This is a genomic window from Lactobacillus juensis (assembly GCF_036246285.1).
GTDB classification, from domain to species: Bacteria; Bacillota; Bacilli; order Lactobacillales; family Lactobacillaceae; genus Lactobacillus; species Lactobacillus juensis.
The window spans coordinates 437,367-463,315 of record NZ_BTTS01000001.1 but is presented as its reverse complement, the minus strand read 5'-3'; the positions used below and the strand labels follow the sequence as shown (position 1 = coordinate 463,315).

Sequence of the window (25,949 nt, the reverse complement as noted above, 5' to 3'; positions counted from 1 at the left end):
AATAGTTTTTTTCAATCGCAGAGTAAGATAAAATAGATATTAAATGATAGAGGATGTAAGTAATGCTTTTAATTATATTGATACCTGTTCTAGGTCTTGCTTTAGCATATATTGTCAATAAGATGTTTCCTAAGGCTCAATTTAGGGGATATGATTTATTACCCTTCTTTTTTATATATGCCTGTCACTTAATTACACTGCACCAAAAAAGGCCTGAGTTTCTGCCTTATGGTTTTTTTGTCTTTTTCTTCCTGGTTATAGTCGTAGCAATATCTGATGCTGTTAAAAATAAAAATCTCTCTTTAAGTAAGACTCTGCGTAAAATCTGGGATTACTTAACTGTAAATACTATTTTTTGGTATCTGGGTCTATTATTTTTGATGATATAGTCAAACTTTTTAATAAAAATTTTTAAAAAAGTCTAGTCGCAAACCTGAATTGGTTTGCGATTTTTTCTTTTTGTGTCATTAAAAAATAAATATTTAACTTTTTTGACTAAAAAGTGGTAGGAAGTGGTGAATTGTGGTAAATTATTTAGTGGAAGGGGGCTAAGCCATGTTCATGGGTGAATATCATCACAATCTCGACAGCAAAGGGCGGTTAATTATACCTGCCCGTTTGCGTAGTCAGATTGGTGACAAAATGATATTTACTCGCGGAATGGAAGGCTGCATTTTTGGCTATACCACAGAGGCATGGCAAAAAATTGAAGCTAAACTAGCGCAACTTCCACTAACTAAGAGAAATGCGCGCAGTTTTACGCGTTTGTTTTACTCTGGTGCGATGGAATGCGAATTTGACAAACAAGGTCGTGTGAATCTGACCACAACGTTGAAGAAACACGCTTCCCTTGTCAAAGAATGTGTCATTGTAGGAGTTTCTGATCGAATTGAAATTTGGTCTAAGGAACGTTGGGAAAGCTTTAGTGATGAAGCCAATGAAAACTATGATGATATTGCAGAAAATTTGGACGATATTGAACTATAATTATGGAATTCAAACACACCAGTGTACTCTTACACCAAACAATCGATAATTTAAAACTAAAAAATGGTGGTCTTTATGTAGACGCAACTTTTGGCGGTGGCGGTCATGCAAAATATTTATTGAGCAAACTTGCTAGTGGCACTTTAATTGGCTTTGATCAAGATGAATATGCAATAAATTCGGCTAAGTTAAACTTTGCTGATTTACTTGTTCAAAATGCTGATCCCAAATTACAATTGGTACACGATAATTTTAGCCATTTAAAAGAGAATCTGGTTGAGCTGGGTTATCATAATGGTATAGATGGAATTTACTATGATTTGGGAGTTTCTTCACCACAATTTGATCAGGCACAAAGGGGTTTTTCTTACCGTTTTGATGCTAGATTAGATATGAGAATGGATCAGGAGCAAAGTCTTGATGCTTATCAACTAGTAAATAACTCAAGTCAAAAAGAATTGGCAAATATTTTGTATAAATTTGGTGGGGAAAAATATTCTCGCCAGATTGCTCATAAAATTGTCCTAAAAAGACAAAAAAAGCCGATTGAAACAACATTTGAACTTGTTGATATAATTAAGGAAGCGATTCCTGCGTTTGCAAGAAGGACTGGTGGGCATCCAGCAAAAAAGACCTTTCAGGCTTTGCGTGTTGCTGTAAATCACGAGCTTGATGTTTTAAGTGAGTCACTTGAAGAAGCGGTTCATTTGTTAAAACCTGGTGGTCGAATTAGTGTGATTACCTTTCAGTCTGATGAAGACAAAATTGTAAAAAACATTTTTAAAAAATACTCTGAAGTTGATGTTCCCAGGGGAATGCCTGTTATACCTGACAGCTTGAAGCCAATGCTTCGTTTAGTTAACCGCAAACCCATTGTTGCCTCAGCTGAAGAGTTAAAGAATAATAATCGCTCACACAGTGCAAAGTTGCGAGTTGCAGAAAAATTGTAAAGAGGAAAAACAATGGCTGATAATTTAGCAAGAAAAGTAGAGTTTAATCCTAATGAGCAAAGAGATCCAAAGAAGAGACAACGTCAAGTTCTCAATCATCACAACGTTGCTTGGACCGGCTTTGAAAAGTCCTTGCTTGTATTGGGAACGATAATAACCATTGGCTTAATGACAATGCTAGTTTCTTCCAGTATTTCTGCTACTTCAGCTCAACATGAACTTACCAATGTGCAACGTGCAGTTGCAAAAGGGCAAAGTCAAGTTGGAGATTTGCATCAAGAATTAGGTGAGTTAACCTCAAGCTCTCGCATGAACAAAATTGCACGTAGCAAGGGGTTAGCCTTGAATGAGAAAAATATTAGGACTATACGCTGATGAAAAAGCACATTAGTAAGATAAGTAACTCTAATTCCAAAGCTCACGGATACCGTTTTACAGTCGGGAGATTTCTCGAGGTAGCTGTTGCTTTGGTTTTTCTCGTATTTATAGGAAGATTTTTATATATTGGCATATCCAAGACTATTAATGGTCAAAATCTAACTGCTAAAACTGAGCAATTATACATGCGTAATCAGGTATTAAAGGCTAATCGCGGTACAATTTATGATCGCAATGGCTTGGCAGTTGCTCAAGATTCTCATTTATATACTATTTATGCTATTTTAGATAAATCTTCTATCAATTATAAAAATCAACCTGAATATGTTGTTAATAAAAATAAAACTGCTAATAAATTAGCCCAAGTCTTACCTCTTAAAGCGAGTGAAATTTTAAAATATCTTAATCCTGCTCGTCCTGTTTTTCAGGTACAATTTGGTACTGCAGGTTCTAATTTGTCCAAACAGCAAAAAGATAAAATTGAAAAGATGAATTTGCCTGGGATTAAATTCTTTGAAACTCAGTCTCGGCTTTATCCTAATGGTAATTTTGCCTCACATGTAATAGGAATGGCTTCACCAGTATATGATAAAAAAACCAAGCAGCAGAATCTCGAAGGCACAATGGGACTTGAAGCTTGGTATGATGACGTACTCACTGGAAAAAATGGTTATCAGGTTTCAGCAGTAGATGCTTCTAATTTTCAGACACCAAATAGTACGCATACCTATAAGGCACCAGTCGATGGTAACAATATTTATCTAACCATTGATTCTCAGCTGCAGGAGTATCTTGAAAGCAGGCTTTCCTATGTTCAAAATGCGTTTAATCCTGTTTCCATGACAGCTGTTGTTGAAGATATTAAAACGGGAAAAGTTTTAGCTGCCTCTCAAAGGCCAACTTTTAATCCGCAAACGAAAAAAGGGTTAAAAAACTCATATCGTGACATTTTGGTACAAGATACTTATGAACCGGGTTCTGTTTTTAAAGTTCTAACGCTGTCATCATCTGTAAATAGTGGGAATTACCATCCTAACCAATACTATAATTCAGGATCTGTTTCTGTTAATGGATCCGTAATTCACGATTGGCAGCCTCACGGCTGGGGAAGTATCCCATTTTCACAGGCTTTTCCACGTTCAAGCAATACTGGCTTCGTTCATATTGAGCAGCAAATGGGTGCTAAGACCTGGAAAAAGTATCTAAAAAAATTTCATATTGGAGAAAAAACGGGAGTAACCTTACCCGGTGAACAACCAGGAACCATAGCTTTCAATTCTCCGATTGATCAAGCAGTAACTAGTTTTGGCCAAGGTGTTGATGTTAATGTCATGCAAATGATGCAAGCATTTAGCAGTCTAGCCAATGATGGTCAAATGGTTAAACCGCAATTTGTCGAAAAAATTACGGATGCCGATAATCACACTATCACTGGCTATCAAATTAAAAATGTCGGCCAACCCGTTTATACCAAAGAAACTGCAGCTACTGTGCTTGAAAATATGCGTCGAGTTTTAAATAAACGCATTGGCACAGGTGCGGCTTACCAAATGAAAGGTCAAAGCATTGCAGTTAAGACGGGGACAGCTCAGATTGCAAACCTTAAAGGCGGAGGCTATCTTAAAGGTAACAATAATTATATCTTTTCAGTGGTTGGTGTGACCCCTGCTAAGCATCCGCGGTACTGCATTTATATCACTGTTAAACAGCCGCGTAAAATGAGTAAACCGGCTGAAGTCATTCTCTCATCAATTTTCAAACCAATGATGAACAGAGTAATTCTCATGTCTAAAAATGGTCTAAGCAGTTCGACGGTTGTTAAAACACCTAACCTAAAAGGATTAAACTACAAAGAGGCCGAAAAGGTAGCACAGCGTGTTGGGTTAAGACTTGCTAAGATTGGTACGGGTGATAAAATAACTGAACAGTCATATTCAGCAGGTCAAAAACAGCAATCAGGTAAATTAATGCTTGTACGTACTAGTGGAAGTATTAAATGTCCAGATATGAAGGGCTGGTCTATTGATGAGTTACATCAGTTTGCAGCTTTAACAGGAGCTAAATTACGGATCAAAGGCACAGGAATAGTTTTTAAGCAAGGTCTGGCTAAAGGTGAGACTGTTAAACCGGATACAAAAATAAAAATACAATTAAAGGAGTAGCATTTTTATGCTGATCATTAGCATTATCGCATTAGTAAGTTCATTAGCATTGACTGGAATCATTCTGCCTTGGATGATTATCTTCATGAGGACGCATCACGAAGGGCAAGAAATACGTGATGAAGGTCCTAAATGGCATGAAAAGAAATCTGGAACGCCTACTATGGGTGGAGTAGTCTTTGTTCTAGCGGCTGCAGTATCTACTATTTGGGTTAGTTTTTGGCAACATGAAACTTCAAAATTAATTTGGATTTTACTAATAAGTTTGTTAGGCTATGGAATAATTGGCTTTTTAGATGACGGTATTAAATTGTTCTTTAAGCGCAACCTAGGTCTGCGTGCTTGGCAAAAATTTTCCTTACAAATACTAGTTGCTATTTTAATCGTCATTATCGCTGCTACAGATAATTTTCAATTGCAACTTTTTATACCTTTTTTTGGTATTGTGAACAGCGCTATTTTATTTACTATTTTTGTAGTTTTTTGGTTAGTTGGCTTTTCCAACGCTGTCAATTTGTCAGATGGATTAGACGGGTTAGCAACAGGACTTTCAATTATTGCTTATGCGACTTATTCTTATATTGCATTTAAACAAAAGAACTTTGCTGTTTTGATCTTTTGTATGAGTGTTATAGGTGGTTTAATTTCATTTTTTATTTTTAATCATAAACCTGCTAAAATTTTTATGGGTGATGCAGGATCATTGGCATTGGGCGGTGGATTGGCTGCTGTTAGCATTTTCTTAAACAGACCCTGGTCTCTTTTGCTAATAGGAATTGTGTTTGTTTGTGAAACTGCAAGTGTAATTCTGCAAGTAATTTCTTTTCAGACCACAGGCAAAAGGATTTTTAAAATGACCCCAATTCATCATCATTTCGAAATGTTGGGGTATTCTGAATGGAAAGTAGATATTATATTCTGGATAGTTGGATTAATTGGTAGTTTTTTATATTTAATAATATGGGGATAAAATAGGTAAATGAGGCAGATTAAAACTTATCAAAATAAAAATATTTTGGTTTTAGGTCTGGGTAAAAGCGGTTTTGCAGTTAGTATATTGCTGCTTAAACTTGGTGCAAAGCTGACTTTAAATGACCAGGCTGATTTGAGTAACAACCAAAATGCAGAGGAATTGAAAAAAAGGGGTGTCCGAGTGATTGACGGCAGGCATCCAATTGAATTATTAAGTCAAGAAAGTTTTGATTATTTAGTAAAGAATCCCGGCATCCCTTATGAAAATCTAATGGTACAAGAGGCCCAAAAACTAAACTTGCCTATTATTACCGAGCCAGAAATTGCATTGAGTGTTAGTGAGGCCCCTTACATTTGCGTTACAGGTTCGAATGGAAAAACGACTACAGTAATGTTGACCCAGAAAATTCTTGATCATCATTTGTCTAAAAAGGGTCATCATGCATACGCAGTTGGGAACATTGGCGTACCTATATCCGAAGTGGTTGAAAAAGCAACTAAGGATGATATTTTAGTCTGTGAAACTTCCAGTTTTCAGTTGCTTGGTGTCACAGATATTAATCCTAAGGTAGCAACAATCATCGATATTTACCACAATGTTCACTTGGATTATCATAAAACTTTTGAAAATTATGTTAATGCCAAATTGAATGTTACTAGAACGCAGAGCCCAGATCATTATTTTTTGGCTAATTTTGATCAAAAAGATATCTTGGAAAAGGAGAGGAAAACTACTAGAGCTAAATTCATAACTTTTTCTGAAAATGATCAAGCTGCTGATTATTTTATTGCTGATGGATATTTGCAAAATCAGCATGAAAAGATAATGAAGACTTCTGACATGAAATTACCTGGAATCCATAACCAGCAGAACGCCTTGGTTGCCAGTGCAATTGCTCAAATAATGGGTGCAGATACCAATGACATTAAAGCTGTTTTAACAACTTTTGCTGGTGCAAAGCACCGCTTGCAATACGTGATGACACTAGAAGGCCGCAAAATATATAACGATTCCAAATCTACAAATATTGAAGCAGCTTCTGTTGCAATTCCTGCTTTTGAAGATCCAGAAGTCTGGATCGCTGGCGGCTTAGATCGAGGATTTACTTTTGATTCTTTAATTCCTCTTTTAAAAAAGCACGTGAAAGCGGTCGTACTGTACGGGCAAACACGTTATCTCCTGGCTGATGCAGCACGCAAAGCTGGGATTAAACATATTTTAATTGAAAATACGTTGCAAGAGGCGGTGCCGAAAGCTTATGAATTAACCAAACCTGGTGATGTAATGTTGTTTTCGCCAGCTTGTGCGTCATGGGATCAATTTAGGACCTTTGAAGAACGTGGCGACTATTTTGTTAATTTTATAAAGGAATTGAAGACGAAATAAAATGAGAATAATATTTACTGGTGGAGGAACCGGTGGTCATATTTACCCTATTATGGCTATCATTGAACGTTTAAAAGAGCGCAAATTAGCTACAACTGATGAAATTCTGTTTGTTGGCACTAAAAATGGCTTGGAGGCAAAAATTGTTCCGGCGGCTGGAGTGAATTTCAAAACAATCGAAATGCGTGGGTTTTCTCGTAAACATATAATGAGTAATTTTGCTACAATTAGGTTGTTTCTTAAAGCTACTAAAAAGGCACAAAAAATAATTAGTGATTTTAAGCCTGATATTGTCATGGGCACTGGAGGCTATGTAAGTGGTGCCGTAGTTTACGAAGCAGCTAAAATGAAAATACCAACTTTGATTCATGAATCGAATTCAGTAGTTGGGGTTGCTAATAAGTTTTTGGGCCACTATGTAGATAAGATTTGCTATACGTTTGATGACGCTGCTAAACAGTTTTCTGAGAAGAAAAAATTGGTAAAAACAGGAAATCCTCGTTCTCAGCAAGTACTGAACTTATCGTCGACAAAAGTTGACATGCAAAGTAAATGGGATTTAAATCCAACTATACCTACAGTATTAGTTTTTGGGGGATCTCGTGGAGCTTTAGCTATCAATCGAATTATGCTTAAGTCGTTGACTCGTTTACAAAAAAAGCCGTATCAGATAATCTGGGTAACCGGAACATATTATTATAAGGAAATCCAAGAAAAACTGGCTAAAATAGATTATGGTAAAACTATTAAAATTTTGCCATATGTTAAGGACATGCCAGCACTTTTGCCTAAAATGATCTGTGTGGTTTCACGATCCGGAGCAACCAGTATTGCGGAATTTACGGCTTTAGGTGTTCCCGCCATATTAATTCCCAGTCCAAACGTTACTCATAATCATCAAATGAAAAATGCTCTTGACTTGGAAAAAGCAGGCGCTGCCACGGTAATTGCAGAAAGCGACCTTAATATCAATAATTTTATTTCCTCAATTGATCATATCGTTTTAGACCGTAAATATTATACAGAAATGAGCAAGGCTTCAAAGAAATTAGGCGTTCCAGATGCTTCTGATGAAGTAATTAAAGTAATGCAAGATTTATCTAAGTAAGAAGAAGGTGAGGCAGTTGACTAAGAAGCGAGTAACAAAAATTGATCCCAAAGAAAAGTTATCGCCTTATTTAGACCACGAAACTAATCAGAAGAAAAAGTTCAAAGCTAAAGCAAAAGTCTCTGCCTCGTTATCAAAATTACGTAGTGAGCGTAAGTCTGCGTTGTTTAAGCGTCTAGGACTTATTGTTGGTGTATCAGTTGTGGCTATTTTGGGACTAGGGTATTATATTTCTCCTTTGGCAAATGTGAAAAGTATTCAAATAAAAGGAGAAAATGATTTACCAATCAGGGAAGTAGTAAAAACAGCTGATATTAAAGCCAGTGATAAAGTAATTGACCATCTGTTGAATAAGAACAGCATAGATCATAAGCTGTCTTCAAGATACTCTGAGATAAAAAACACAAATGTCCATGTTAAGAATTTTAACAATTTAGTTCTTAATATTGACGAATACCATACGATCGGCTACGTTAAAAATGCCAAAGGCTACCGGAAGATACTTTCACCTGGCAAATTAGGTACGCAGGTAATTCCATGGTCAAAAGTAAGTCCTGATAAGCCGGTTTTTGTGGGATATAACCATGAATTGTCGTTGCAAGAAACTCTTCATTTATTTAATAGTCTGCCTGTCAGTTTCCAAAGGCAGATAAAATTATTAAGTGGCAACACAAGGAGAAAGTCACAAGTTATTTTTCTGATGAAAAACGGAAATGTAGTCATTGGCAACGTTTCTACCCTCAAAAGCAAATTAAAGTACTATAATAAAATAAAAACTAAAGTGGGGAAAAATACTTTAATTGATTTGGAAGTAGGCGCGTTTAGCAGACCGCTTACACCAAGTGAAAAAAGAGCTTATGGCTTAACTTAGGCTGAATTTAAGCTACTTTTATGGTAAAATTTTTGTAAAGAGGACCGACAGGGGGTAAATTTTGGACAATACAAATTTATTAGTGGGCTTAGATATTGGCACCACGAGCGTGAAAGCGGTTGTAGCAGATTCTGGAAAAGTTATCGGAGCTGTAGCAGTTCCCAATAGAGGAATGCGCCATGGCAATATAGTTGATATTGATGAAACAGCAGCTGCTATCAGCAGAGCCTTAAAGGAAATAGCCAAAAAAACAAACGCAAAGATTTATCGGGTTGTAACAGGCATACCGGTAGGTATGCTTCAACTGGAAACTGCAAGCGATTTGGTTAATGTAAGCGATAATGGTCAAGAAGTTGGCAACCATGATGTCAGACGCGTAGTGGGCGCTGCAATCAGGTCTGCAGTAAAAAACGAACGTGAACCTATTGCTTTTTTGCCAAGCCGCTTTTTAATTGATGGTGAAACTGAGGTTGATGATCCCCGTAAAATGATTGCCCATTCTCTGTCGGTACAGGGCATCATGTTAACAGCTCCGGCAAGTCCTTTGCATAATATTAAAAAGGCGATAGAGCGTGCGGGTTATTCTAATAACTTTTTTGTTCCAACACCACTTGCTATTGCCAGCGTAGCTTTAACTGAAAGTGAGCGGCACTTTGGCTCAATTATTCTCGATTTAGGCGGTGGTGTGACTACAGCTACTGTTATTCACAATAATCAGATTAAATATGCCAATATTGATTTTGAGGGTGGCAGCGACATTAGCAATGACATTTCTGTTGTTCTTAGTACGTCCAAAAAAGATGCGGAACAAATAAAACTTGATTATGGCTATGCGGATCCGAGTTTAGCTTCTGCTAAAAATAAATTTGCTGTTAATAGTGTGGGTTCAAATGGTCAACAGATGGTTGACGAAAGCTATTTAAGTGAAATTATCAATGCCAGGGTTATGCAGACTATTGATAGAATTGAAAAAGGATTAGATAAGCATGATGCTTTAAAATTGCCTGGCGGTGTCATTATTACTGGTGGAAGCAGCCTATTACAAGGGTTTGATAGCATAATAGCCAATACCTTAAATGTAAAAGCCAGAATTTATCAACCTGACCAGATTGGAATGCGCAATCCAATCTACTCAGCCGCATATGGTGTCGTTAACTATGCATATAAAATGTCTGATATAGATTTTTTAGTAATTAGCGCCATATATGGCAAGGATTCATTCGGTCAAGAAGGAGCAACTGTTCAAGAAAAGACAAAAACTTCGAAAAGAACAGCTGCTGTTAATGAAACTAAAAGAAAAGAAGAATATAATAGACATGAGTTACTAAAGCGGGAAAGATCTACGCAAAGTAAACCGAAAAAAAATACACAAAATAAAGATAAAGGCTTTAAGAACTTCTTCAAAAAGTTCTTTGATTAAAGGTGGTTAATTAGATGGATTTTACATTCGATTCTGACGACAATAAAAATGCTGTCATCAAAGTTATTGGTGTCGGCGGTGCTGGTGGTAATGCTGTTAATCGAATGATCGATGATGGCGTGCAGGGAGTATCCTTTGTAGCTGCTAACACGGATGTACAGGCATTAAATAGTAATAAAGCTGAAAATAAAATTCAGTTAGGGCCAAAATTGACGAGGGGACTTGGAGCTGGTTCTCATCCCGAAGTAGGTCAAAAAGCGGCTGAAGAAAGTGAGCAAACCATTGAAGATGCACTAAAAGGTGCAGATATGATTTTCATTACTGCCGGTATGGGTGGCGGTACTGGAACTGGTGCTGCACCAATTGTAGCCAAAATTGCACGCGAAACTGGTGCTTTGACTGTTGGCGTTGTTACTCGTCCTTTTACATTCGAAGGTCCAAAAAGGTCCAAAAATGCTGCCGAAGGCATTGCCCAACTAAAGCAGTATGTTGATACGCTTGTTATCATTGCCAATAATCGTTTATTAGAAATGGTTGATAAAAAGACGCCTATGATGGATGCCTTTAAAGAAGCTGATAATGTTTTGAAACAAGGTGTTCAAGGCATTTCTGATTTAATTACTTCAACTGACTATGTTAACCTTGATTTTGCTGATGTTAAAACTGTTATGGCAAATCAGGGAGCAGCGTTAATGGGTATCGGTCGTGCCAGTGGAGAAAACAGAACTGTTGAAGCAACTAAGCTGGCAATTTCCTCACCATTGCTTGAAGTTTCAATTGATGGTGCCAAGCAGGTTCTCCTGAACATCACTGGTGGACCAGATTTGACATTATTTGAAGCACAGGATGCTTCTGAAATTGTTTCTAAGGCTGCAGGCGATGATGTTAATATTATTTTTGGTACATCCATCAATCCTAATCTAGGGGATGAGGTTGTTGTCACTGTTATTGCTACAGGAATAAATTCACAAGCAGAGGAGGAAGCTTCTAAGCAGCTTCCTGGTCACAGTCACCAGATAAAGTCACAACCTAGTCAAACTAATTCATCTATGCCTAGAACAAATTCAGCTGAAAGACCAATTGAACCTAAGCCTTCAACTGATGATGGCACCCAAACTGTTCAAACCGCGCCCAAGCATAGGCCCATGGTTGATCCAACAAGCGTTTGGGGGTTGGACAATGATAACGAAGGAAATCGTCGCTCGACTCCTTCTGCTTCAAATCAAGAGCAAAGATCAAGTTCATTTGATGACGACGATCAAAGTAGTATTTCACAAATCGAAACCAACGCTTTCGATGACGATGATACTGATGATATACCATTTTTCAGGCATCGTGGTGAAAACTAATGGGAGGCAAGAGAAATGGCTTTTAGTAAAATAGGTAAGTTTTTCGGTGTTGCAAACGATGACGATGAAATGCTGGATGACGAATATGCAGAAGAGCAACAATTAAATAATGAGGACAATTATTCTGCTGGTGCTGTTGATCGTGATAATGTAGTTTCAATAAAATCTGGCATGAATGCAGCTAAAAGCAAAATTGTTCTTTATGAGCCACGGGTTTATTCTGATGCTAAAGATGTAGCACAAAATTTGTTGAATAACAAAGCGGTGATTATTAATTTTAGCAGAATGGAAGATGCTTCGGCTCGGAGAGTTGTTGATTTTATTACAGGGACAGTTTATGCCCTAAATGGTGAAATACAGCGTATTGGCGATAAAATATTTTTAGCAACACCTCCTAAATTCGTTACTAATGGCAAAATTAGTGACCTAGTTGATAAGAAAGATACTTTAAGTTAATGGCAGCAAATATCATATATTACGGCATTTATATTCTAGATTATATAATATGGATCTATAGCATCATTATGGTAATCGATGCAATTTTAAGTTGGGTTCCTTCCTTACGTGATTCGACTGTTGGACGCATAATCGACTTGTTAGTTGATCCATATTTAAACCTTTTTCGTAAAGGACCGATTGCCAGACTATCTAATGCTACTGGATTGGATATTTCATTTTTAATTGGCTTATTGTTTCTTTATTTTGTGCAATATTATGTCTTAAAATGGGTTGCAAACATCTTATTTAGGTTGTTTGTTTGATTTGATTTTTTATAAAGGGCTGATAAATTTCCTTAGAGCGCTAAATTGATTTATCAGCTCTTTATTTATTGTTAAATAATACAAATTGCTTGTTCATTTTATGATGAATGACTTTTAGAGTTAATGCTATAATGGTGTAAGAAAAGGCCAATCTGTCTTTCACCTTCATTAGCAGGGGGAATTGTGTGAAGACAAAAAATATGGCAAAACGAAGTTTTTACGCCAAGAATGTTTTATTTAAAGATGATTTGTCTGACCAAAAAACAGTGGATAAGATGAACGGAATTATAAATAATGTTCTTGGCAAACATGAAGAAGTTTTAACAGATTTTTTGGATCCTGGCGAAAGAGATATTCTTAAAAAAATAGCTAGGACTGAAGTTTGTTTACAAAGCTTTGGAGGATACTCAAACGCTGAAAAAAAGAGAGTATTTATAACTGAAGATTGGAATACTATTGCACCTTCTTCTTATCAGATTACTGTTTTTAATATTGAATATCCTCAAAAATTTGCCTGTTTAACACATAGCGCTATATTGGGAAGTCTAGCTAATGCAGGTATAGAAACTTCAACCTTTGGTGACATTATTACTGATGGAGATGGTCGCTGGCAATTTTTTGCAAAAAGTGAGCTGAAAGATTTTTTTCAACATGAAATAAACCATATTGGCAAAACAAAAGTTAGGATAAGACCCAGTTTAAATCAAAAAGTAATTATAGTTGATGATGAAAGTGAAGTGTCGACTGCTATTGTTTCATCACTCAGACTGGATGCAGTTTTAGCTTCAATCACACATGAAAGCAGGCAACAAATAAAAGCAAATATTTCTAATAATTTGGTTAAATTAAATTGGCATAGTGTCAAAGATTCTAATATAATGATTTGTGAAGATGATGTCCTTAGTTTAAGACATTTTGGCAGATGCAAAATTACGGATATTTCAACTACGAGAAAAGGTAAACATAAGGTGGTGTATAAACTATGGCAGACGAAAAGAAGGAATCGCAGAAATTGACTCCGCTTGAAATTCATAACAAAGAATTCAAAAAGAGAGGCCTAAGTGGCTATGACAGGCATGAAGTAGACAGTTTTTTAGATCAAATTATCAACGATTATGGTGATGCGCTAGACCAAACAGTTGACTTGAAAAATGAAATTGTGCATTTACAAGAACAAGTTTCAGACTTACAAAAGCAAGTTAAACAATTCAAGCAGAACGAAAATGCTACAAAAGAAGCAGTGGGTAACGCTAAAATTAAGGCTGAAAGAATTATCAATGATGCTACAGTCCAAGCTAATAATGCTACCGAACAAGCAAAAATCGACACTGATTATCAACGTCAGCAGCTTGAAACTATTAAGTCTGATTACGAACGTGTGAAAAAAGAAGCTTCTGGTTATCGCTCTTATATTCAAGATCTTTTACAAAAAGCAATTGAAAATCTCAATGATGAAAAGTGGCAAAAGGCACTTGATCAATACTTTGATACTGAGCGCTTTTATCCTCCAGATGGGGCTGAACCAATAATGCTTACTGATGAAGAAGAAGATGTTGATGAAGACGATGATGATATTGATGAAGACGAAGAAGTTGACGATGAACTTGACAATGACATTGATGATGAAGTAAACTTTGAACATAACATTGATGAAAATAATGATAGTCCCCAACCGATGTCGGGTGACAGTCCGCATACTGAAACGGTTAACACGGAAAATGTTAACGATTCTAACAACGGCTCTGGACCTACTGTTATTTTTCCCAATGACTATAAAAATCACAAATAACAAACTGACAGTAAAACTCGAGAGCAATTCAGCGAATTAGCGGTGGTGTAAGGCTAATATAAGAGCTCAAAGGTTGATCAGCTGTTTGAGATGGTTTGTTACGTTAGTTGCACGATATGTAACTCATAAGTGGAGTTTAAAACTCAATTTAGGTGGTACCACGATATTAACCTCGCCCTAATTTTAGGACGAGGATTTTTTTATAGGGAGGATTAAAAAATGAGAGTGAAAAATACACTTAATATGGGTAAAACCAAATTTAAGATGCGGGGCAATTTGCCAGTTCGCGAAGCACAATGGCAAAAAGAGTGGGAAGAAAATAAATTATATGAACAAAGATTAAAACTGAATAAAGGAAAACCAAGATTTGATTTACATGATGGGCCTCCTTTTGCAAACGGTAATATTCACATTGGCCATGCTATGAATAAAGTTTCAAAAGACATAATTGTTCGTTTTAAGAACATGAATGGCTATTATGCTCCCTATGTTCCAGGTTGGGATACTCATGGTTTACCAATTGAACAACAGTTGACCAAACAGGGTGTTGACCGTAAGAAAATGAATCTTGCGGATTACCGTCAGCTTTGTCAAGATTTTGCCAGTAAAGAAGTAAAAAAGCAAATGACTGACTTTAAGCGTTTGGGAGTAATGGGGGACTGGGATCATCCATATATTACTTATCAGCCTGAATATGAAGCTGAAGAAATTCGTGTCTTTGGTAAAATGTATGAAAAAGGTTACATCTATAAAGGTAAAAAACCTGTTTATTGGTCCCCTTCAAGTGAGTCAACGTTAGCTGAAGCTGAAGTTGAATATCATGATATTAAATCACCTTCAATATATGTTTCTTTTCCAGTGAAAGATGGTAAGGGCATTCTCGATCCAGAAAATACTTATTTCTTAATTTGGACAACTACACCATGGACAATTCCTACTAACCAAGGTATCACGGTTAATCCGGGCTTTGATTATTCAGTAGTTCAAGTGGGTCCAAAGCGCTATGTCGTTGGCACTGACCGTCTAGAAGCAGTTGCTCAAGAATTGGGTTGGGAAGACTATCAAGTCGTTCAGCACCTTAAGGGTACTGAAATGGATCATATGGTAGCCAAGCATCCTTTATATGACCGTGATTCTCTGCTTATGAATGCGATGCATGTTACTGCTAGTGATGGTACCGGCTTAGTACATACGGCTTCCGGCTTTGGTGAAGATGACTATAATGTTGCTCAAAAATATGGTCTGCCGGTATATAGTCCCATGGATGATAAAGGTTGTTTTACTGAAGATATTAACGATCCCGATTTAGTAGGGTTGTTTTACGATGATGCCAATAAAGTCGTCAGCGAAAAATTAAAGAAATCTGGCAATTTACTTAAACTTAGTTTCTTTACCCACTCATACCCGCATGATTGGCGCACGAAGAAACCCGTAATTTATCGGGCTACTACTCAATGGTTTGCTTCGGTTGAAAAATTCCGCCAACAGATTCTTGATCAAATTGATCAGGTTAAATTCACGCCATCCTGGGGTCAATTACGCCTGCATAATATGATTAAGGATCGTGGCGATTGGGTAATCTCAAGACAACGGGCTTGGGGCGTTCCATTACCAATCTTTTACGCAGAAGATGGCACTGCAATTGTCACACCGGAAACTATTGAACATATTGCGCAGATTTTTGCTAAAGAAGGATCAAACGCTTGGTATAGAAGAAGTGCTAAGGAATTGTTACCAGAAGGCTTTACTTCTGAGCATTCACCAAATGGCAAATTTACTAAAGAAAACGACATTTTAGACGTTTGGTTCGACTCTGGGTCTTCTCATCAAGCTGTCATGGCTAAAAGACCAGACTTGAATTTCCCATGTGATCTATACCTTGAAGGTAGTGATCAGTATCGTGGCTGGTTCAATTCAAGTCTGATTACAGCTGTAGCTGCCACGGGTAAAGCACCTTATCGCGGTATTTTGTCTCAAGGTTTTGTTTTGGATGAAAAAGGACATAAAATGTCTAAATCATTAGGTAACGTAATTTCACCAAATGATGTCATCAAACAAATGGGAGCAGAAATTATTCGCTTGTGGGTAGCTTCTGTAGACACTACTTCTGATGTTGCTGTTTCGCAAAATATTTTGCGTCAAACTTCAGAGAGTTACCGCAAAATAAGAAACACTTTCCGTTATATGCTGGCTAATACTTCTGATTTTGACCCGCAAACAGATAGGGTCGCTTATGAAGATTTAAACTCTATTGACCAGTATATGGAAGTTCAACTTAACGATTTGGTTAAAATTTGTCTTGACAGTTATGAACGTTACGATTTTAATAATGTTTATAAAAAGTTATTTGCCTTCATTTCTAATGATCTGTCAGCGTTTTATCTTGACTTTGCCAAAGATGTTCTTTACATTGAGAGTAAAAATAGTCATGCCAGAAGATCAATGCAAACTGTGATTTATGACGCAACCGTTAAGTTAGCTAAGGTTTTGACACCAATCTTGCCACATACCATGGAGGAAGTTTGGTCTTTCTTAAAGGAAAAGGAAGATTATGTCCAACTTGCTGAAATGCCTGAAATTGAGCATTATGCAAATCATGATGAACTCATTGACAACTGGAAGAAATTTATGAATTTCCGCGATGATGTTTTGAAAGTTTTAGAAGAAGCGCGTGATCAAAAGTTAATCGGTAAGTCTTTTGAAGCTGCAGTCACAGTTTATCCGACGGATGAGATGAGAGCAGTCTTAGCCAATCTGGATGCAAACTTTAGACAAATTTTAATAGTTTCTAAATTAACTATTGCTGACGGTGAAGCACCGGCAAATGCTGAAGAATTACCGAATGGTGCATTTGTGGTTGAACACGCAGCAGGTGAAGTTTGTCCTCGTTGCCGTATGATTAGAACCGATATTGGAGCTGATAGCGAAGTTCCAATGCTTTGCGGCAGATGTGCTAAGATAGTTGAAGAAGATTACCCCGAAGCAGTGCAAGAAGGTTTAGAAGAATAATGCGTTACGGTAAAGTAAAACAGTTTGACCGAAACAGCAGTTTTGGTTTTATCACTGATGATGAGAATCAAAAATCTTACTTTGTCTTTTATACAGCTATCAAAGAAGAAGGTTATCGCCGCCTGCAAGTTGGTCAAAAAGTTAAATACCAACTTGCTCAAGGTAAAAATGGCTTACAATGTGTCAACGTATATTTAGCTGATTAGCAGGAAAGTGAATAATGGATTTAACAGAAACTGAAATCTCTTCAAAACAAATTTTTACGGGTCGTATTGTCGATCTTTCCGTAAGAACGATTAAATTGCCTAATGGTGAAACTACCTCGCGGGAAATAGTTAAGCATCAACCAGCTTCAGCTGCTATCGCAGTAAATGATAAACAGGAAATGCTGCTAGTCGAACAATGGCGTGAACCGATCAAAGAATTAACTTTAGAAATTCCAGCAGGTTTAATAGATGAAACTGATGCTAGTCCACTGGATGCGATGAAAAGAGAGCTAAATGAAGAAGGTGGCTATCGTGCTGAATACTGGGAAAAAATAACTGAATTTTATTCGTCTCCTGGTTTTACTAATGAAAAACTCTACTTATTCTATTGCGACACTTTAACTAGGCTGAGTGATAAAAGGGAACTTGATCCCGATGAATTTTTAACAAGTCATTGGTATAGTTTGGAAGAATTGAAAAGACTTTCGGCACAAGGTAAAATCGTTGATGCCAAGACATTATATGCAATGAGTGTCTGGGAAAACATGCTACTTACGGGTGCTGACTCAAAGGATTAAAATGACTGAAAAACGATCTGATTACCGAAAAAAATTAAAGCATAAAAAAAGTAAAAACTTTTTAAATACAATAAAATCTGCTTTTGACGATAGTGAAGAAGAGGTTGATGTTAACCCTGATTTTACCCGCGATGATGATGAAATTGTAAAAACAAATGATTTTAAAAACGATGGGGTAAAAAAGCAGGAGCAGGCTCCGAGAAGAGAAGAGGACAAATCTCAATCTCAGTTAACTACTAGTCAAGAAAAAGCATTAAAGCTGAAAGGTAAACTTAATCGTGCAATTATGATTGTCACTGCTTTAATCGTTTTGGTATTATTAGCGTTATTTCACTTATAAAATAAAAACGAGGGTAAAAATGAAGATAGCAATTATTGTCCCAATGGAAATTGAGGCTGAATATTATCATAAGTATTTTCACTCTGGTCGCAAAGAAATGTTCGGATCTACTACATTCGAGCATTTTTGCGTTAACCACAATGATTTATATATTAGTTTAAGCGGAATTGGCAAAGTGCAGGCTGCTATGAACTTAGCTAGTTTGTTAAGCAAAGTCGATATTGATTTAGTTTTCATGACAGGAACAGCAGGATCTTTGCAAAAAGAAGTTCATAAAGAAGATTTGATTTTAGCTGATTCATTTGCATATCATGATGCTCACAATACGTTGGCAGGTGATTATGTTGAAGGGCAAATACCCGGTGAACCAGCCCAATTTGACTTAAATTCTTCTGCAAGAAAGCAATTTGCACAGTTCTTGCAAGAAAACAAGATTGAATTTAAAGAGGGATTAATTGTTACCGGTGATTCCTTTATTGGCTCGCAGAAGCAAAAAGATGAAATTAAACAAAACTTTGCTCATGCTTTAGGTGTCGAAATGGAGGGAGCCGCTTTTGCTCAGGTAGCTTATCATTTTAAAAAACCTTTGATAGCTTTACGGGCTATTTCTGACAATGGTAATCAAGATGCAAACGGTGACTTTGATCATTTCGCTCAAAAGGTAGGAGCAAAAGCTGCTAAAATTATTTGTACTTACATAGAGAAGATGAATTAATAGATGACAGAAATTTATCTGGATAATGCAGCTACAACACCAATGTCGCCCAATGTAATCGACGTGATAACTGAGGAAATGAAAAACAATTTTGGTAATGCTTCAAGTACCTATGAACTGGGACGCAAAGCTCGTCATGTGATTGATCAGGCAAGGCAAAAAGCTGCCAGGGCAATTAACGCCAAGGAAAATGAAATAATTTTTACATCTGGTGGTTCAGAAAGTAATAACACTGCTATTTTTGGAACTGCTCATAGTCGCCAAAGTATTGGTAAACGTATAATTACTACTAAGATTGAACATCCATCTGTTTTAAAACCAATGCAACGTTTAGAAAGTGAGGGTTATGAAGTCATTTACCTTGATGTTGATGAAAATGGTTGTATTTCATTAGCAGATTTGGAAGATGCACTAACTCCGCAAACCACATTGGTTTCCGTCATGGCCGTTAATAATGAATTGGGCACAATTAATCCACTTATTGAAATTGGCAATATAGTAAAGAAAAGCAATGCATATTTTCATGTTGATGCTGTACAAGGACTGGGCAATATAGATCTTGATGTTGTTAAGATGAATATCGATTTGTTATCAACTTCTGCTCATAAAATTAATGGTCCGAAATTCCTTGGCTTTTTATATGAAAAAAACTCGCTCAATTTGCCACCTCTTATTTATGGTGGAGAACAAGAAACTAAGCGCAGAGCAGGAACGGAAAATGTACCGGGAATTGCTGGTTTCGGTGAAGCAATTAGTGAAATTGCAGCTATAGATAAAAAAAGTTTGCAAACTAAATATCAGAACTTGCAAAATATTATTTTGCATGAACTTAGTCAAGCTAAAATTGAATATCAGGTTAATGGTGGAACCCAAAAATTTGATTCTCATCACGTATTGAATCTGCACTTTAATAAAGTTTCAACGACTGTTTTGCAGACAAATTTGGATTTAGCTGGTTTTGCAGTTTCTGGAGGCTCTGCATGTACTGCAGGTTCAATTGAGCCATCACATGTTTTAGTGGCTTGTTTTGGTAAAGATTCTGCGAGAATAAATGAATCTATTCGCATTTCTTTTGGACGTTATACCACTGAAGAAGAAGTTAGAGCCTTTGCAAAGGAACTGACTGATATTGTAAGTAAAATCCAAAATAAATAAATTTAATTGCTTTTTTAGTTAAATATGCTTATTATTAGTAAGTGAGGTAGAATTATGGCAAATACAGTTATTATTAATGGGGATAAACGGAAGTTTACCCTTAGTCCAGAACTAAAACTATACGCATTGATTGATGCAGGTTTTGTTAAAACAGTTAAGGGTAATTTTAATTATGAGCATCCACTTTATAATGATTCGCCGTATAATGCTCCAACTAAACTGAAGATGACCATAAATAAAGAAATGACTCATCTGACCATGGTTGTCACAGACAAAAATGGTTTACAAAAGGTCAACATTTTTAAGAACGAAAAATTAGCTCCTACTGTTGAACTTTTAGATTATATATTAAAGGATTTAGAAGAGCGCAATATTATTGTTGCTGTGAAGGATTGATTAATTTGGTAAAGAAAAAAACCAGAGTTGTAGTTGGCATGAGTGGGGGAGTGGACTCTTCCGTTTCGGCACTCCTTTTAAAAGAACAGGGATACGATGTAATTGGCGTCTTTATGAAAAATTGGGATGACACTGATGATTCTGGTGTCTGCACTGCTACTGATGATTACGAAGATGTAAAAAGAGTAGCAGATCAAATCGGGATTCCTTACTATTCAATCAATTTTGAAAAAGAATATTGGCATCGCGTTTTTGAGTATTTTTTAAATGAATATAAAAAAGGCCATACGCCTAATCCGGATGTGATGTGCAATAGTCAGATAAAGTTTAAATCATTTTTAGAATTTGCACTTAATCTTGATGCAGATTACATTGCAATGGGTCATTATGCGAAAACTATAACTGACAAAAATGGTATCACTCATATGATGCGCCCTAAAGATGGCAATAAGGATCAAACTTACTTTTTAAGCCAATTAAGCCAAAATCAGATTAGTCGAGTTATTTTTCCGTTAGCTAATTTAACTAAACCACAGGTGCGCGAAATTGCGCTTAAAAACGACCTGGCTACCGCCAAAAAGAAGGATTCTACAGGCATTTGTTTTATTGGTGAAAGAAATTTTCGTAAATTTTTGAGTGAATTTTTGCCTGCCCAATCTGGAGACATGGTCACACCAGATGGAAAAGTAGTCGGTCATCATGCTGGTTTAATGTACTATACAATTGGTCAAAGATCGGGATTAGGACTTGGTTCAACGAAAGAATCAACTGCTCCCTGGTTTGTGGTCGGTAAGGATCTACAAAAAAATCAATTGATCGTCGAGCAGGGATATGACAGCAAATTGCTTTACGCCACCGAATTGGAAGCTAGTGATATGTCATTCTTTACCGGACAGCCTGATCACGATTTTAAAATTCATTGCAGTGCCAAGTTTCGTTATCGTCAACCCGATGTTGGGGTAACAGTATCCTATGATGCAGCAAAAAACAAGGCGAAAGTTTACTTTGATGAGCCAGCACGTGCCGTTACTCCTGGGCAAGCTCTTGTTCTTTATCAGGGTGAGGAATGTCTTGGTGGTGGCAATATTGATTGTGCCTATCAAAATGATCGTCAGCTTCAATTAGTTTAATAGAAACTTGAAAGAAAATGTTTATGTGCATTTTCTTTTTTTATTTGTGTTCTTTTTTCTTTTAAACTATTAAATGATAAACTAGAAAATAACAGTTACGGAAAAGAGTATTTAATGAATGCAGATTTATTTCATCAGACATGGTAAAACAGAATGGAACTTACAGAAGCGCTTTCAAGGAGCTCACGGTGATTCGCCACTTTTAAAGCAAAGCTTAATTGATATTCAAAAATTAAGTAGTTTTTTAGGTGAAACTAAATTTGCAAGCATTTATTCAAGTCCATTAAAAAGGGCCAGGACAACAGCAGAAAGACTCGCTAAAGAAATGGGTTATCCCTTTGCCATCAAAATAGATGAACGTTTGCGAGAATTTGATTTAGGAGCTATGGAAGGACTTACGTTTACTGAAGCCAAAGCCAGATATCCTGAGCAAGTAACTGATATTTGGGATAAACCTGATAAATACGATGGCCACAGCATCGGAGGTGAAAATTATCCTGAGGTAATTGCACGTGGCAAAGACTTTGGTCGAGACGTTGGCTTACAATTTAAACCAGACGACAAAGTTTTAGCAGTGAGCCATGGGGCAGCTTTGGGAGCGATTATGGGTGGATTATTAGGTTATCCTTTACCAGACATCCGCCAGAATGGTGGTTTAAGTAATACCAGCCTGACTATTTTGGAAACAAAAGATAGTGGTAAAACCTTTAAAGCTCTGGTATGGAATGAAACGAAATTTTTGGACAGGAAAATGGAAGACTCGGATTCATTATGATAAAAAAAAGAGAAAAGACTGCTAAAACAAGCGCAGTAAACAAAAAGGTACATGAATTAATAACGAAAATTGATGAACAACCACATAATAGTGAGAACTATTTAGAATTAGCAACCTTTTTAATAGAGCAAGGCAGCAGTGACCAAGCCACTGAACTATTAGAAAAAGCCCAAAAGTTAGTTACTCATCCTCAAGATTTAGATTATGATTTGGCAGTTTGCTATTATTTACAGGGCAAATTTGATACAGCATTAAATATACTTAATCAAATTCCTAATGATGATTTAGTTTTATATCAAAAAGCACTCGTTTTTTTTAAAGTTGGCCAAAGCCAAAAAGCATTGGCATACGCTTTAACAATTAAGAATGTTGATGCAAAAGTCTCGGAATTAATAGGGGATATTTGGTTAAGCCTAGGTAAAACTCAGGAAGCAGAGTCAGCTTATAAAAAAATAGCTCATAAAAAGAGGTCGGCCAAAATAAATTTCATGCTGGGTATCACAATTTTATCCAGAAATCGCCAAGAAGCTGAAAAATATCTGGCAAAGTCAAAAAAACAAGATCCTAAAATTTTTGCACAAGAGCAAAAAAAATATGCTTCAATATTAAAATTAGTGAATGATGCGAGAAAGAAAAATGACTGAATTTACTGGTAAAATTAACCGAATAGTTTTTGAAAACGATCAAGACCTTTATAAAATACTTGATGTTGCCATAATTGGAAAATTAGAAAAATATGATCGTGAAGATATTAAAGTGACCGGCAGTTTTGGAGATGTCCAAGTTGGTGCAACTTATACCTTTTCAGGAAGGTTAATTGTGCATAATAAATTTGGCCTGCAATTTCGTTGCGATAATTATAAATTAGCTTTACCTCATGAAAAGGGGAGCCTAATTAATTTTTTAAGTTCGAGCAAGTTTCCCGGAATCGGCAAAAAAGCAGCTGATACGATAATTTCAGACTTGGGAATGGATGCACTGACAGTTTTAAAGGAAAAGCCTGAAAAAATTGGTACTTTGTCTCTTTCAAAAAAGCAAAAAGAAAGTTTGTTAAACGGCGTCAGTTCAATGGATTCATACTCTGAAACTGTATTAAAATTGGCTCAATTTGGCTTGAACAAAAAAGTAGCAAGTAGACTGTATCAACTTTATCATGGTGAAACTTTAGCTAAACTTGAAGAGGATCCCTATGCCTCTATTGCGGAAGTTACAGGCTATGCTTTTAAGAGTGCTGATCGAATCGGCAGTAAATTGGGAATGGCACTCGATGATCCCAAAAGAGTTAATGGCGCTGTTTTTCAAATTTTACTTGATGAAGTAGCTAAAGAAGGCAATACTTACGTCAAACTTGAGCAGCTATTGCAAGAAGCGAGCAAGCTACTGCAAATTGATGAGTACGATACGATAGCAACTTGCGTTAATAATCTCCAGCATCAAGGTAAAGTTGTGGTAATGGGAGAAAATGCGGCTTTACAGGAAATTTATGAAACTGAAACTGATATTGCCAACGCAATGAAAAACTTGGTGGAAAAAAAGCAAAAGAGTTCAAGTTACAATGAAAAAGAATTAAATCTTGCAATAACTCACGCTGAAACCAAGTTGAAAATTCACTATGATAACACACAGAAAGCAGCGATTAAAAACGCACTGACGAATCCAATTTCAATTTTAACTGGTGGCCCCGGAACTGGCAAAACTACTATCATTAACGGTATTTTGTTAGCATTGAAAGAGCTAGCAGAAATACCATCATCGTCTCTTTATAGTACAGATCCACCATTTTTACTTGCTGCACCCACTGGTCGTGCAGCCAAGAGAATGGAAGAAATTACTGGAATCACAGCTAAAACTATCCATCGGTTGCTGGGTTTAGGGATTGGTGAAAATGATGCAACTGATCTGAATGAATTAAACGGTGAAATTTTAATTATTGATGAAATGTCGATGGTAGATATGTTTTTGTTTAGGCAACTGGTTTCCTGCATCAATGAAACTAAGCACATAGTTTTCGTAGGTGATAAGGATCAGCTGCCATCAGTTGGTGCCGGAAATGTATTTGCTGATTTAATCAAATCACAGGCCTTTCCTACTACCGTTCTTAAGCAAATTCACCGTCAAGGAGACGATTCCAGCATTATTACGTTGGCGCACGACATTAATGAAGGAAAGAATCCCCAAGAATTATTTAAAAAGACGAAAAACTACTCATTTATTTCATGTCCACCGCATGAAGTTTCCCATGTTGTCAGTCAAATAGTCCAGCGTGCTTTGGCAAAGGGTTTTAATCCGGATGACGTTCAAGTACTAGGAGCAATGTACCAGGGCGATGGTGGGGTTAACAATTTGAATAATGTTATTCAAGAAATTATTAATCCACCTAAGGAAAATAGTAAAACTTTAGAGGTGCACGACGAAATTTTTCGCATTGGTGACCGCATTTTGCAATTGCAAAATAATCCAGAAAAAGATATCTATAATGGACAAATCGGTAAAATCCTGACAATTGATAATGATAATTCTCAAAAATGCATGGTGGCAGATTTTGATGACAGAGAAATAACTTTCAGTAAAAAAGATCTGTTTGATTTAACCAGAGCTTATGCAATCACCATCCATAAAGCTCAAGGCTCTGAATTTCCGTTAGTTATTTTGAGTCTGACTATGCAAAACTATGTCATGCTTAAACGTAACTTATTGTACACTGCTGTTACTCGCGCAGAGCAAAATTTGGTTTTAATTGGTGATCCTCGCGCTTATGAAATGGCTTTTAATACTTCTGGTAATGATCGTCAGACAGGATTAACTGTTAAATTACAAAAAATACTAAATGTGCCAAATAAAGATGACTCAGAAAAAATTCCTGGTAAAAGTGAGCCAGAAGAAGCAAATTCTGATAGGCTCGAAGATCTAAGTCAGGATCATATCTTAACACCGGAGTTGATTTATTCAGGTCGAATTGATCCTATGATTGGGATGCAAGATATTAAATTAACAGAAAGAACAAATTAAGGGACTTTTTTAAACAATGGCAAAGATAAAAAAGGAACAATCTTATATTAATTTGCAAAAAGAAATTGTAAAATGGATTACCACTAAGACTCATATTTTAAATTTTGGTCCAGATACTCTTGAAATTGAAACTATTTTTAAAGATTCATTTGACGAAGCTGTATATTGCTTTATCGAAAAAACTGGGTTTGCAACCTATAATGTTACTGATGATGGTCGGACTCTTTTTAAATTAGATCCTAGCGCAAGTGACGAGGATTTGATTGCTGCCAGCGAAGATTTAGTCACAGCTAGCGGCTTTTCTTTTAATGTCGAAAATGGAGTGATCAGCTGTGAAAGTGATGAGCAAACTTTGGCTGAAAACATTATGCAATTAGGACAATTAGCAGTAAAAGTTTCATATCTTAATTAAAAAGCTATCACTAAATACTATTTTTTATTGCTAATTTTAAAAAATAATGATTAAATTATTGGTATCATTTTAAATAAAAGGAAGAAGAGC

The 25,949-nt window shown here is 36.4% G+C and carries 27 protein-coding genes; all 27 read left to right on the top strand.

Features of this window, described 5'->3' with window-relative positions:
* The first annotated feature begins 62 nt into the window (after window positions 1-62).
* The 27 genes from AAA926_RS02255 (at window position 63) to AAA926_RS02125 (ending at window position 25,859) form a co-directional block, all read left to right on the top strand.
* A complete protein-coding gene (locus AAA926_RS02255) occupies window positions 63-389 on the top strand; it encodes a DUF3397 domain-containing protein (RefSeq protein WP_265892681.1) in 327 nt (108 codons plus the stop codon).
* A gap of 166 nt (window positions 390-555) precedes the next feature.
* Entirely contained in the window at window positions 556-987 is a 432-nt protein-coding gene (gene mraZ, locus AAA926_RS02250) for a division/cell wall cluster transcriptional repressor MraZ (RefSeq protein ID WP_046332010.1), read from the top strand.
* Between the two features lie 2 nt (window positions 988-989).
* Complete coding sequence (rsmH, locus tag AAA926_RS02245; protein ID WP_338211726.1) at window positions 990-1,937, top strand: 16S rRNA (cytosine(1402)-N(4))-methyltransferase RsmH; 948 nt, start codon at window positions 990-992, stop codon at window positions 1,935-1,937.
* 12 nt (window positions 1,938-1,949) lie between these two features.
* On the top strand, window positions 1,950-2,312 hold the full coding sequence (ftsL, locus tag AAA926_RS02240; protein ID WP_198179370.1) for a cell division protein FtsL: 363 nt from the start codon (window positions 1,950-1,952) through the stop codon (window positions 2,310-2,312).
* Complete coding sequence (locus AAA926_RS02235) at window positions 2,312-4,477, top strand: penicillin-binding transpeptidase domain-containing protein (RefSeq protein ID WP_265892680.1); 2,166 nt, start codon at window positions 2,312-2,314, stop codon at window positions 4,475-4,477. The genes ftsL and AAA926_RS02235 overlap by 1 nt, the downstream gene beginning before the upstream one ends.
* 7 nt (window positions 4,478-4,484) lie before the next feature.
* On the top strand, window positions 4,485-5,447 hold the full coding sequence (gene mraY, locus AAA926_RS02230; protein WP_268741142.1) for a phospho-N-acetylmuramoyl-pentapeptide-transferase: 963 nt from the start codon (window positions 4,485-4,487) through the stop codon (window positions 5,445-5,447).
* Window positions 5,448-5,456: 9 nt separating this feature from the next.
* Window positions 5,457-6,836: a UDP-N-acetylmuramoyl-L-alanine--D-glutamate ligase gene (gene murD, locus AAA926_RS02225; RefSeq protein WP_338211725.1), complete on the top strand. Its 1,380-nt coding sequence runs from the start codon at window positions 5,457-5,459 to the stop codon at window positions 6,834-6,836.
* 1 nt (window position 6,837) lies between these two features.
* Window positions 6,838-7,944 carry an undecaprenyldiphospho-muramoylpentapeptide beta-N-acetylglucosaminyltransferase gene (gene murG, locus AAA926_RS02220; RefSeq protein WP_265892678.1) on the top strand — a complete coding sequence of 369 codons (1,107 nt, stop codon included), beginning with the start codon at window positions 6,838-6,840 and terminating at the stop codon, window positions 7,942-7,944.
* A gap of 16 nt (window positions 7,945-7,960) precedes the next feature.
* Window positions 7,961-8,815 (top strand): cell division protein FtsQ/DivIB, encoded by an 855-nt coding sequence (locus AAA926_RS02215; protein WP_265892677.1) that lies wholly within the window; start codon window positions 7,961-7,963, stop codon window positions 8,813-8,815.
* 61 nt (window positions 8,816-8,876) lie between these two features.
* Window positions 8,877-10,235, top strand: a complete 1,359-nt coding sequence (gene ftsA / locus AAA926_RS02210; protein WP_198179364.1) for a cell division protein FtsA — start codon at window positions 8,877-8,879, stop codon at window positions 10,233-10,235.
* Window positions 10,236-10,249: 14 nt separating this feature from the next.
* On the top strand, window positions 10,250-11,584 hold the full coding sequence (gene ftsZ, locus AAA926_RS02205) for a cell division protein FtsZ (RefSeq protein ID WP_265892676.1): 1,335 nt from the start codon (window positions 10,250-10,252) through the stop codon (window positions 11,582-11,584).
* 15 nt (window positions 11,585-11,599) lie between these two features.
* A complete protein-coding gene (locus AAA926_RS02200; protein WP_223901842.1) occupies window positions 11,600-12,040 on the top strand; it encodes a cell division protein SepF in 441 nt (146 codons plus the stop codon).
* Window positions 12,040-12,345 (top strand): YggT family protein, encoded by a 306-nt coding sequence (locus AAA926_RS02195; protein WP_198179360.1) that lies wholly within the window; start codon window positions 12,040-12,042, stop codon window positions 12,343-12,345. Before AAA926_RS02200 ends, AAA926_RS02195 begins: the two co-directional genes overlap by 1 nt.
* A 200-nt stretch (window positions 12,346-12,545) precedes the next feature.
* Window positions 12,546-13,361, top strand: coding sequence for a YlmH family RNA-binding protein (locus tag AAA926_RS02190; protein ID WP_268741151.1), 816 nt, complete (start codon window positions 12,546-12,548; stop codon window positions 13,359-13,361).
* Entirely contained in the window at window positions 13,328-14,134 is an 807-nt protein-coding gene (locus tag AAA926_RS02185; RefSeq protein WP_198179359.1) for a DivIVA domain-containing protein, read from the top strand. Before AAA926_RS02190 ends, AAA926_RS02185 begins: the two co-directional genes overlap by 34 nt.
* Before the next feature lie 219 nt (window positions 14,135-14,353).
* Window positions 14,354-17,143, top strand: a complete 2,790-nt coding sequence (gene ileS, locus AAA926_RS02180; RefSeq protein ID WP_338206511.1) for an isoleucine--tRNA ligase — start codon at window positions 14,354-14,356, stop codon at window positions 17,141-17,143.
* Window positions 17,143-17,349: a cold-shock protein gene (locus tag AAA926_RS02175; RefSeq protein ID WP_038522352.1), complete on the top strand. Its 207-nt coding sequence runs from the start codon at window positions 17,143-17,145 to the stop codon at window positions 17,347-17,349. The genes ileS and AAA926_RS02175 overlap by 1 nt, the downstream gene beginning before the upstream one ends.
* Window positions 17,350-17,363: 14 nt before the next feature.
* Complete coding sequence (locus tag AAA926_RS02170; protein ID WP_265892672.1) at window positions 17,364-17,927, top strand: NUDIX hydrolase; 564 nt, start codon at window positions 17,364-17,366, stop codon at window positions 17,925-17,927.
* Window position 17,928: 1 nt separating this feature from the next.
* Window positions 17,929-18,267, top strand: a complete 339-nt coding sequence (locus AAA926_RS02165) for a hypothetical protein (protein WP_338206510.1) — start codon at window positions 17,929-17,931, stop codon at window positions 18,265-18,267.
* A gap of 19 nt (window positions 18,268-18,286) precedes the next feature.
* Entirely contained in the window at window positions 18,287-18,982 is a 696-nt protein-coding gene (locus AAA926_RS02160; protein WP_198179355.1) for a 5'-methylthioadenosine/adenosylhomocysteine nucleosidase, read from the top strand.
* 3 nt (window positions 18,983-18,985) lie between these two features.
* Window positions 18,986-20,137, top strand: coding sequence for a cysteine desulfurase family protein (locus AAA926_RS02155; protein ID WP_198179354.1), 1,152 nt, complete (start codon window positions 18,986-18,988; stop codon window positions 20,135-20,137).
* A gap of 54 nt (window positions 20,138-20,191) precedes the next feature.
* Window positions 20,192-20,533, top strand: coding sequence for a DUF1831 domain-containing protein (locus AAA926_RS02150; protein WP_034979365.1), 342 nt, complete (start codon window positions 20,192-20,194; stop codon window positions 20,531-20,533).
* A gap of 5 nt (window positions 20,534-20,538) precedes the next feature.
* Entirely contained in the window at window positions 20,539-21,663 is a 1,125-nt protein-coding gene (gene mnmA, locus AAA926_RS02145; protein WP_255528828.1) for a tRNA 2-thiouridine(34) synthase MnmA, read from the top strand.
* 118 nt (window positions 21,664-21,781) lie between these two features.
* Window positions 21,782-22,438, top strand: coding sequence for a histidine phosphatase family protein (locus tag AAA926_RS02140; RefSeq protein WP_338211724.1), 657 nt, complete (start codon window positions 21,782-21,784; stop codon window positions 22,436-22,438).
* Window positions 22,435-23,082, top strand: coding sequence for a tetratricopeptide repeat protein (locus AAA926_RS02135; protein WP_198179351.1), 648 nt, complete (start codon window positions 22,435-22,437; stop codon window positions 23,080-23,082). The genes AAA926_RS02140 and AAA926_RS02135 overlap by 4 nt, the downstream gene beginning before the upstream one ends.
* Window positions 23,075-25,447, top strand: coding sequence for an SF1B family DNA helicase RecD2 (gene recD2 / locus AAA926_RS02130; protein ID WP_198179350.1), 2,373 nt, complete (start codon window positions 23,075-23,077; stop codon window positions 25,445-25,447). The genes AAA926_RS02135 and recD2 overlap by 8 nt, the downstream gene beginning before the upstream one ends.
* A 16-nt stretch (window positions 25,448-25,463) precedes the next feature.
* A complete protein-coding gene (locus tag AAA926_RS02125) occupies window positions 25,464-25,859 on the top strand; it encodes a DUF1828 domain-containing protein (protein ID WP_198179349.1) in 396 nt (131 codons plus the stop codon).
* Window positions 25,860-25,949 lie beyond the last annotated feature (90 nt).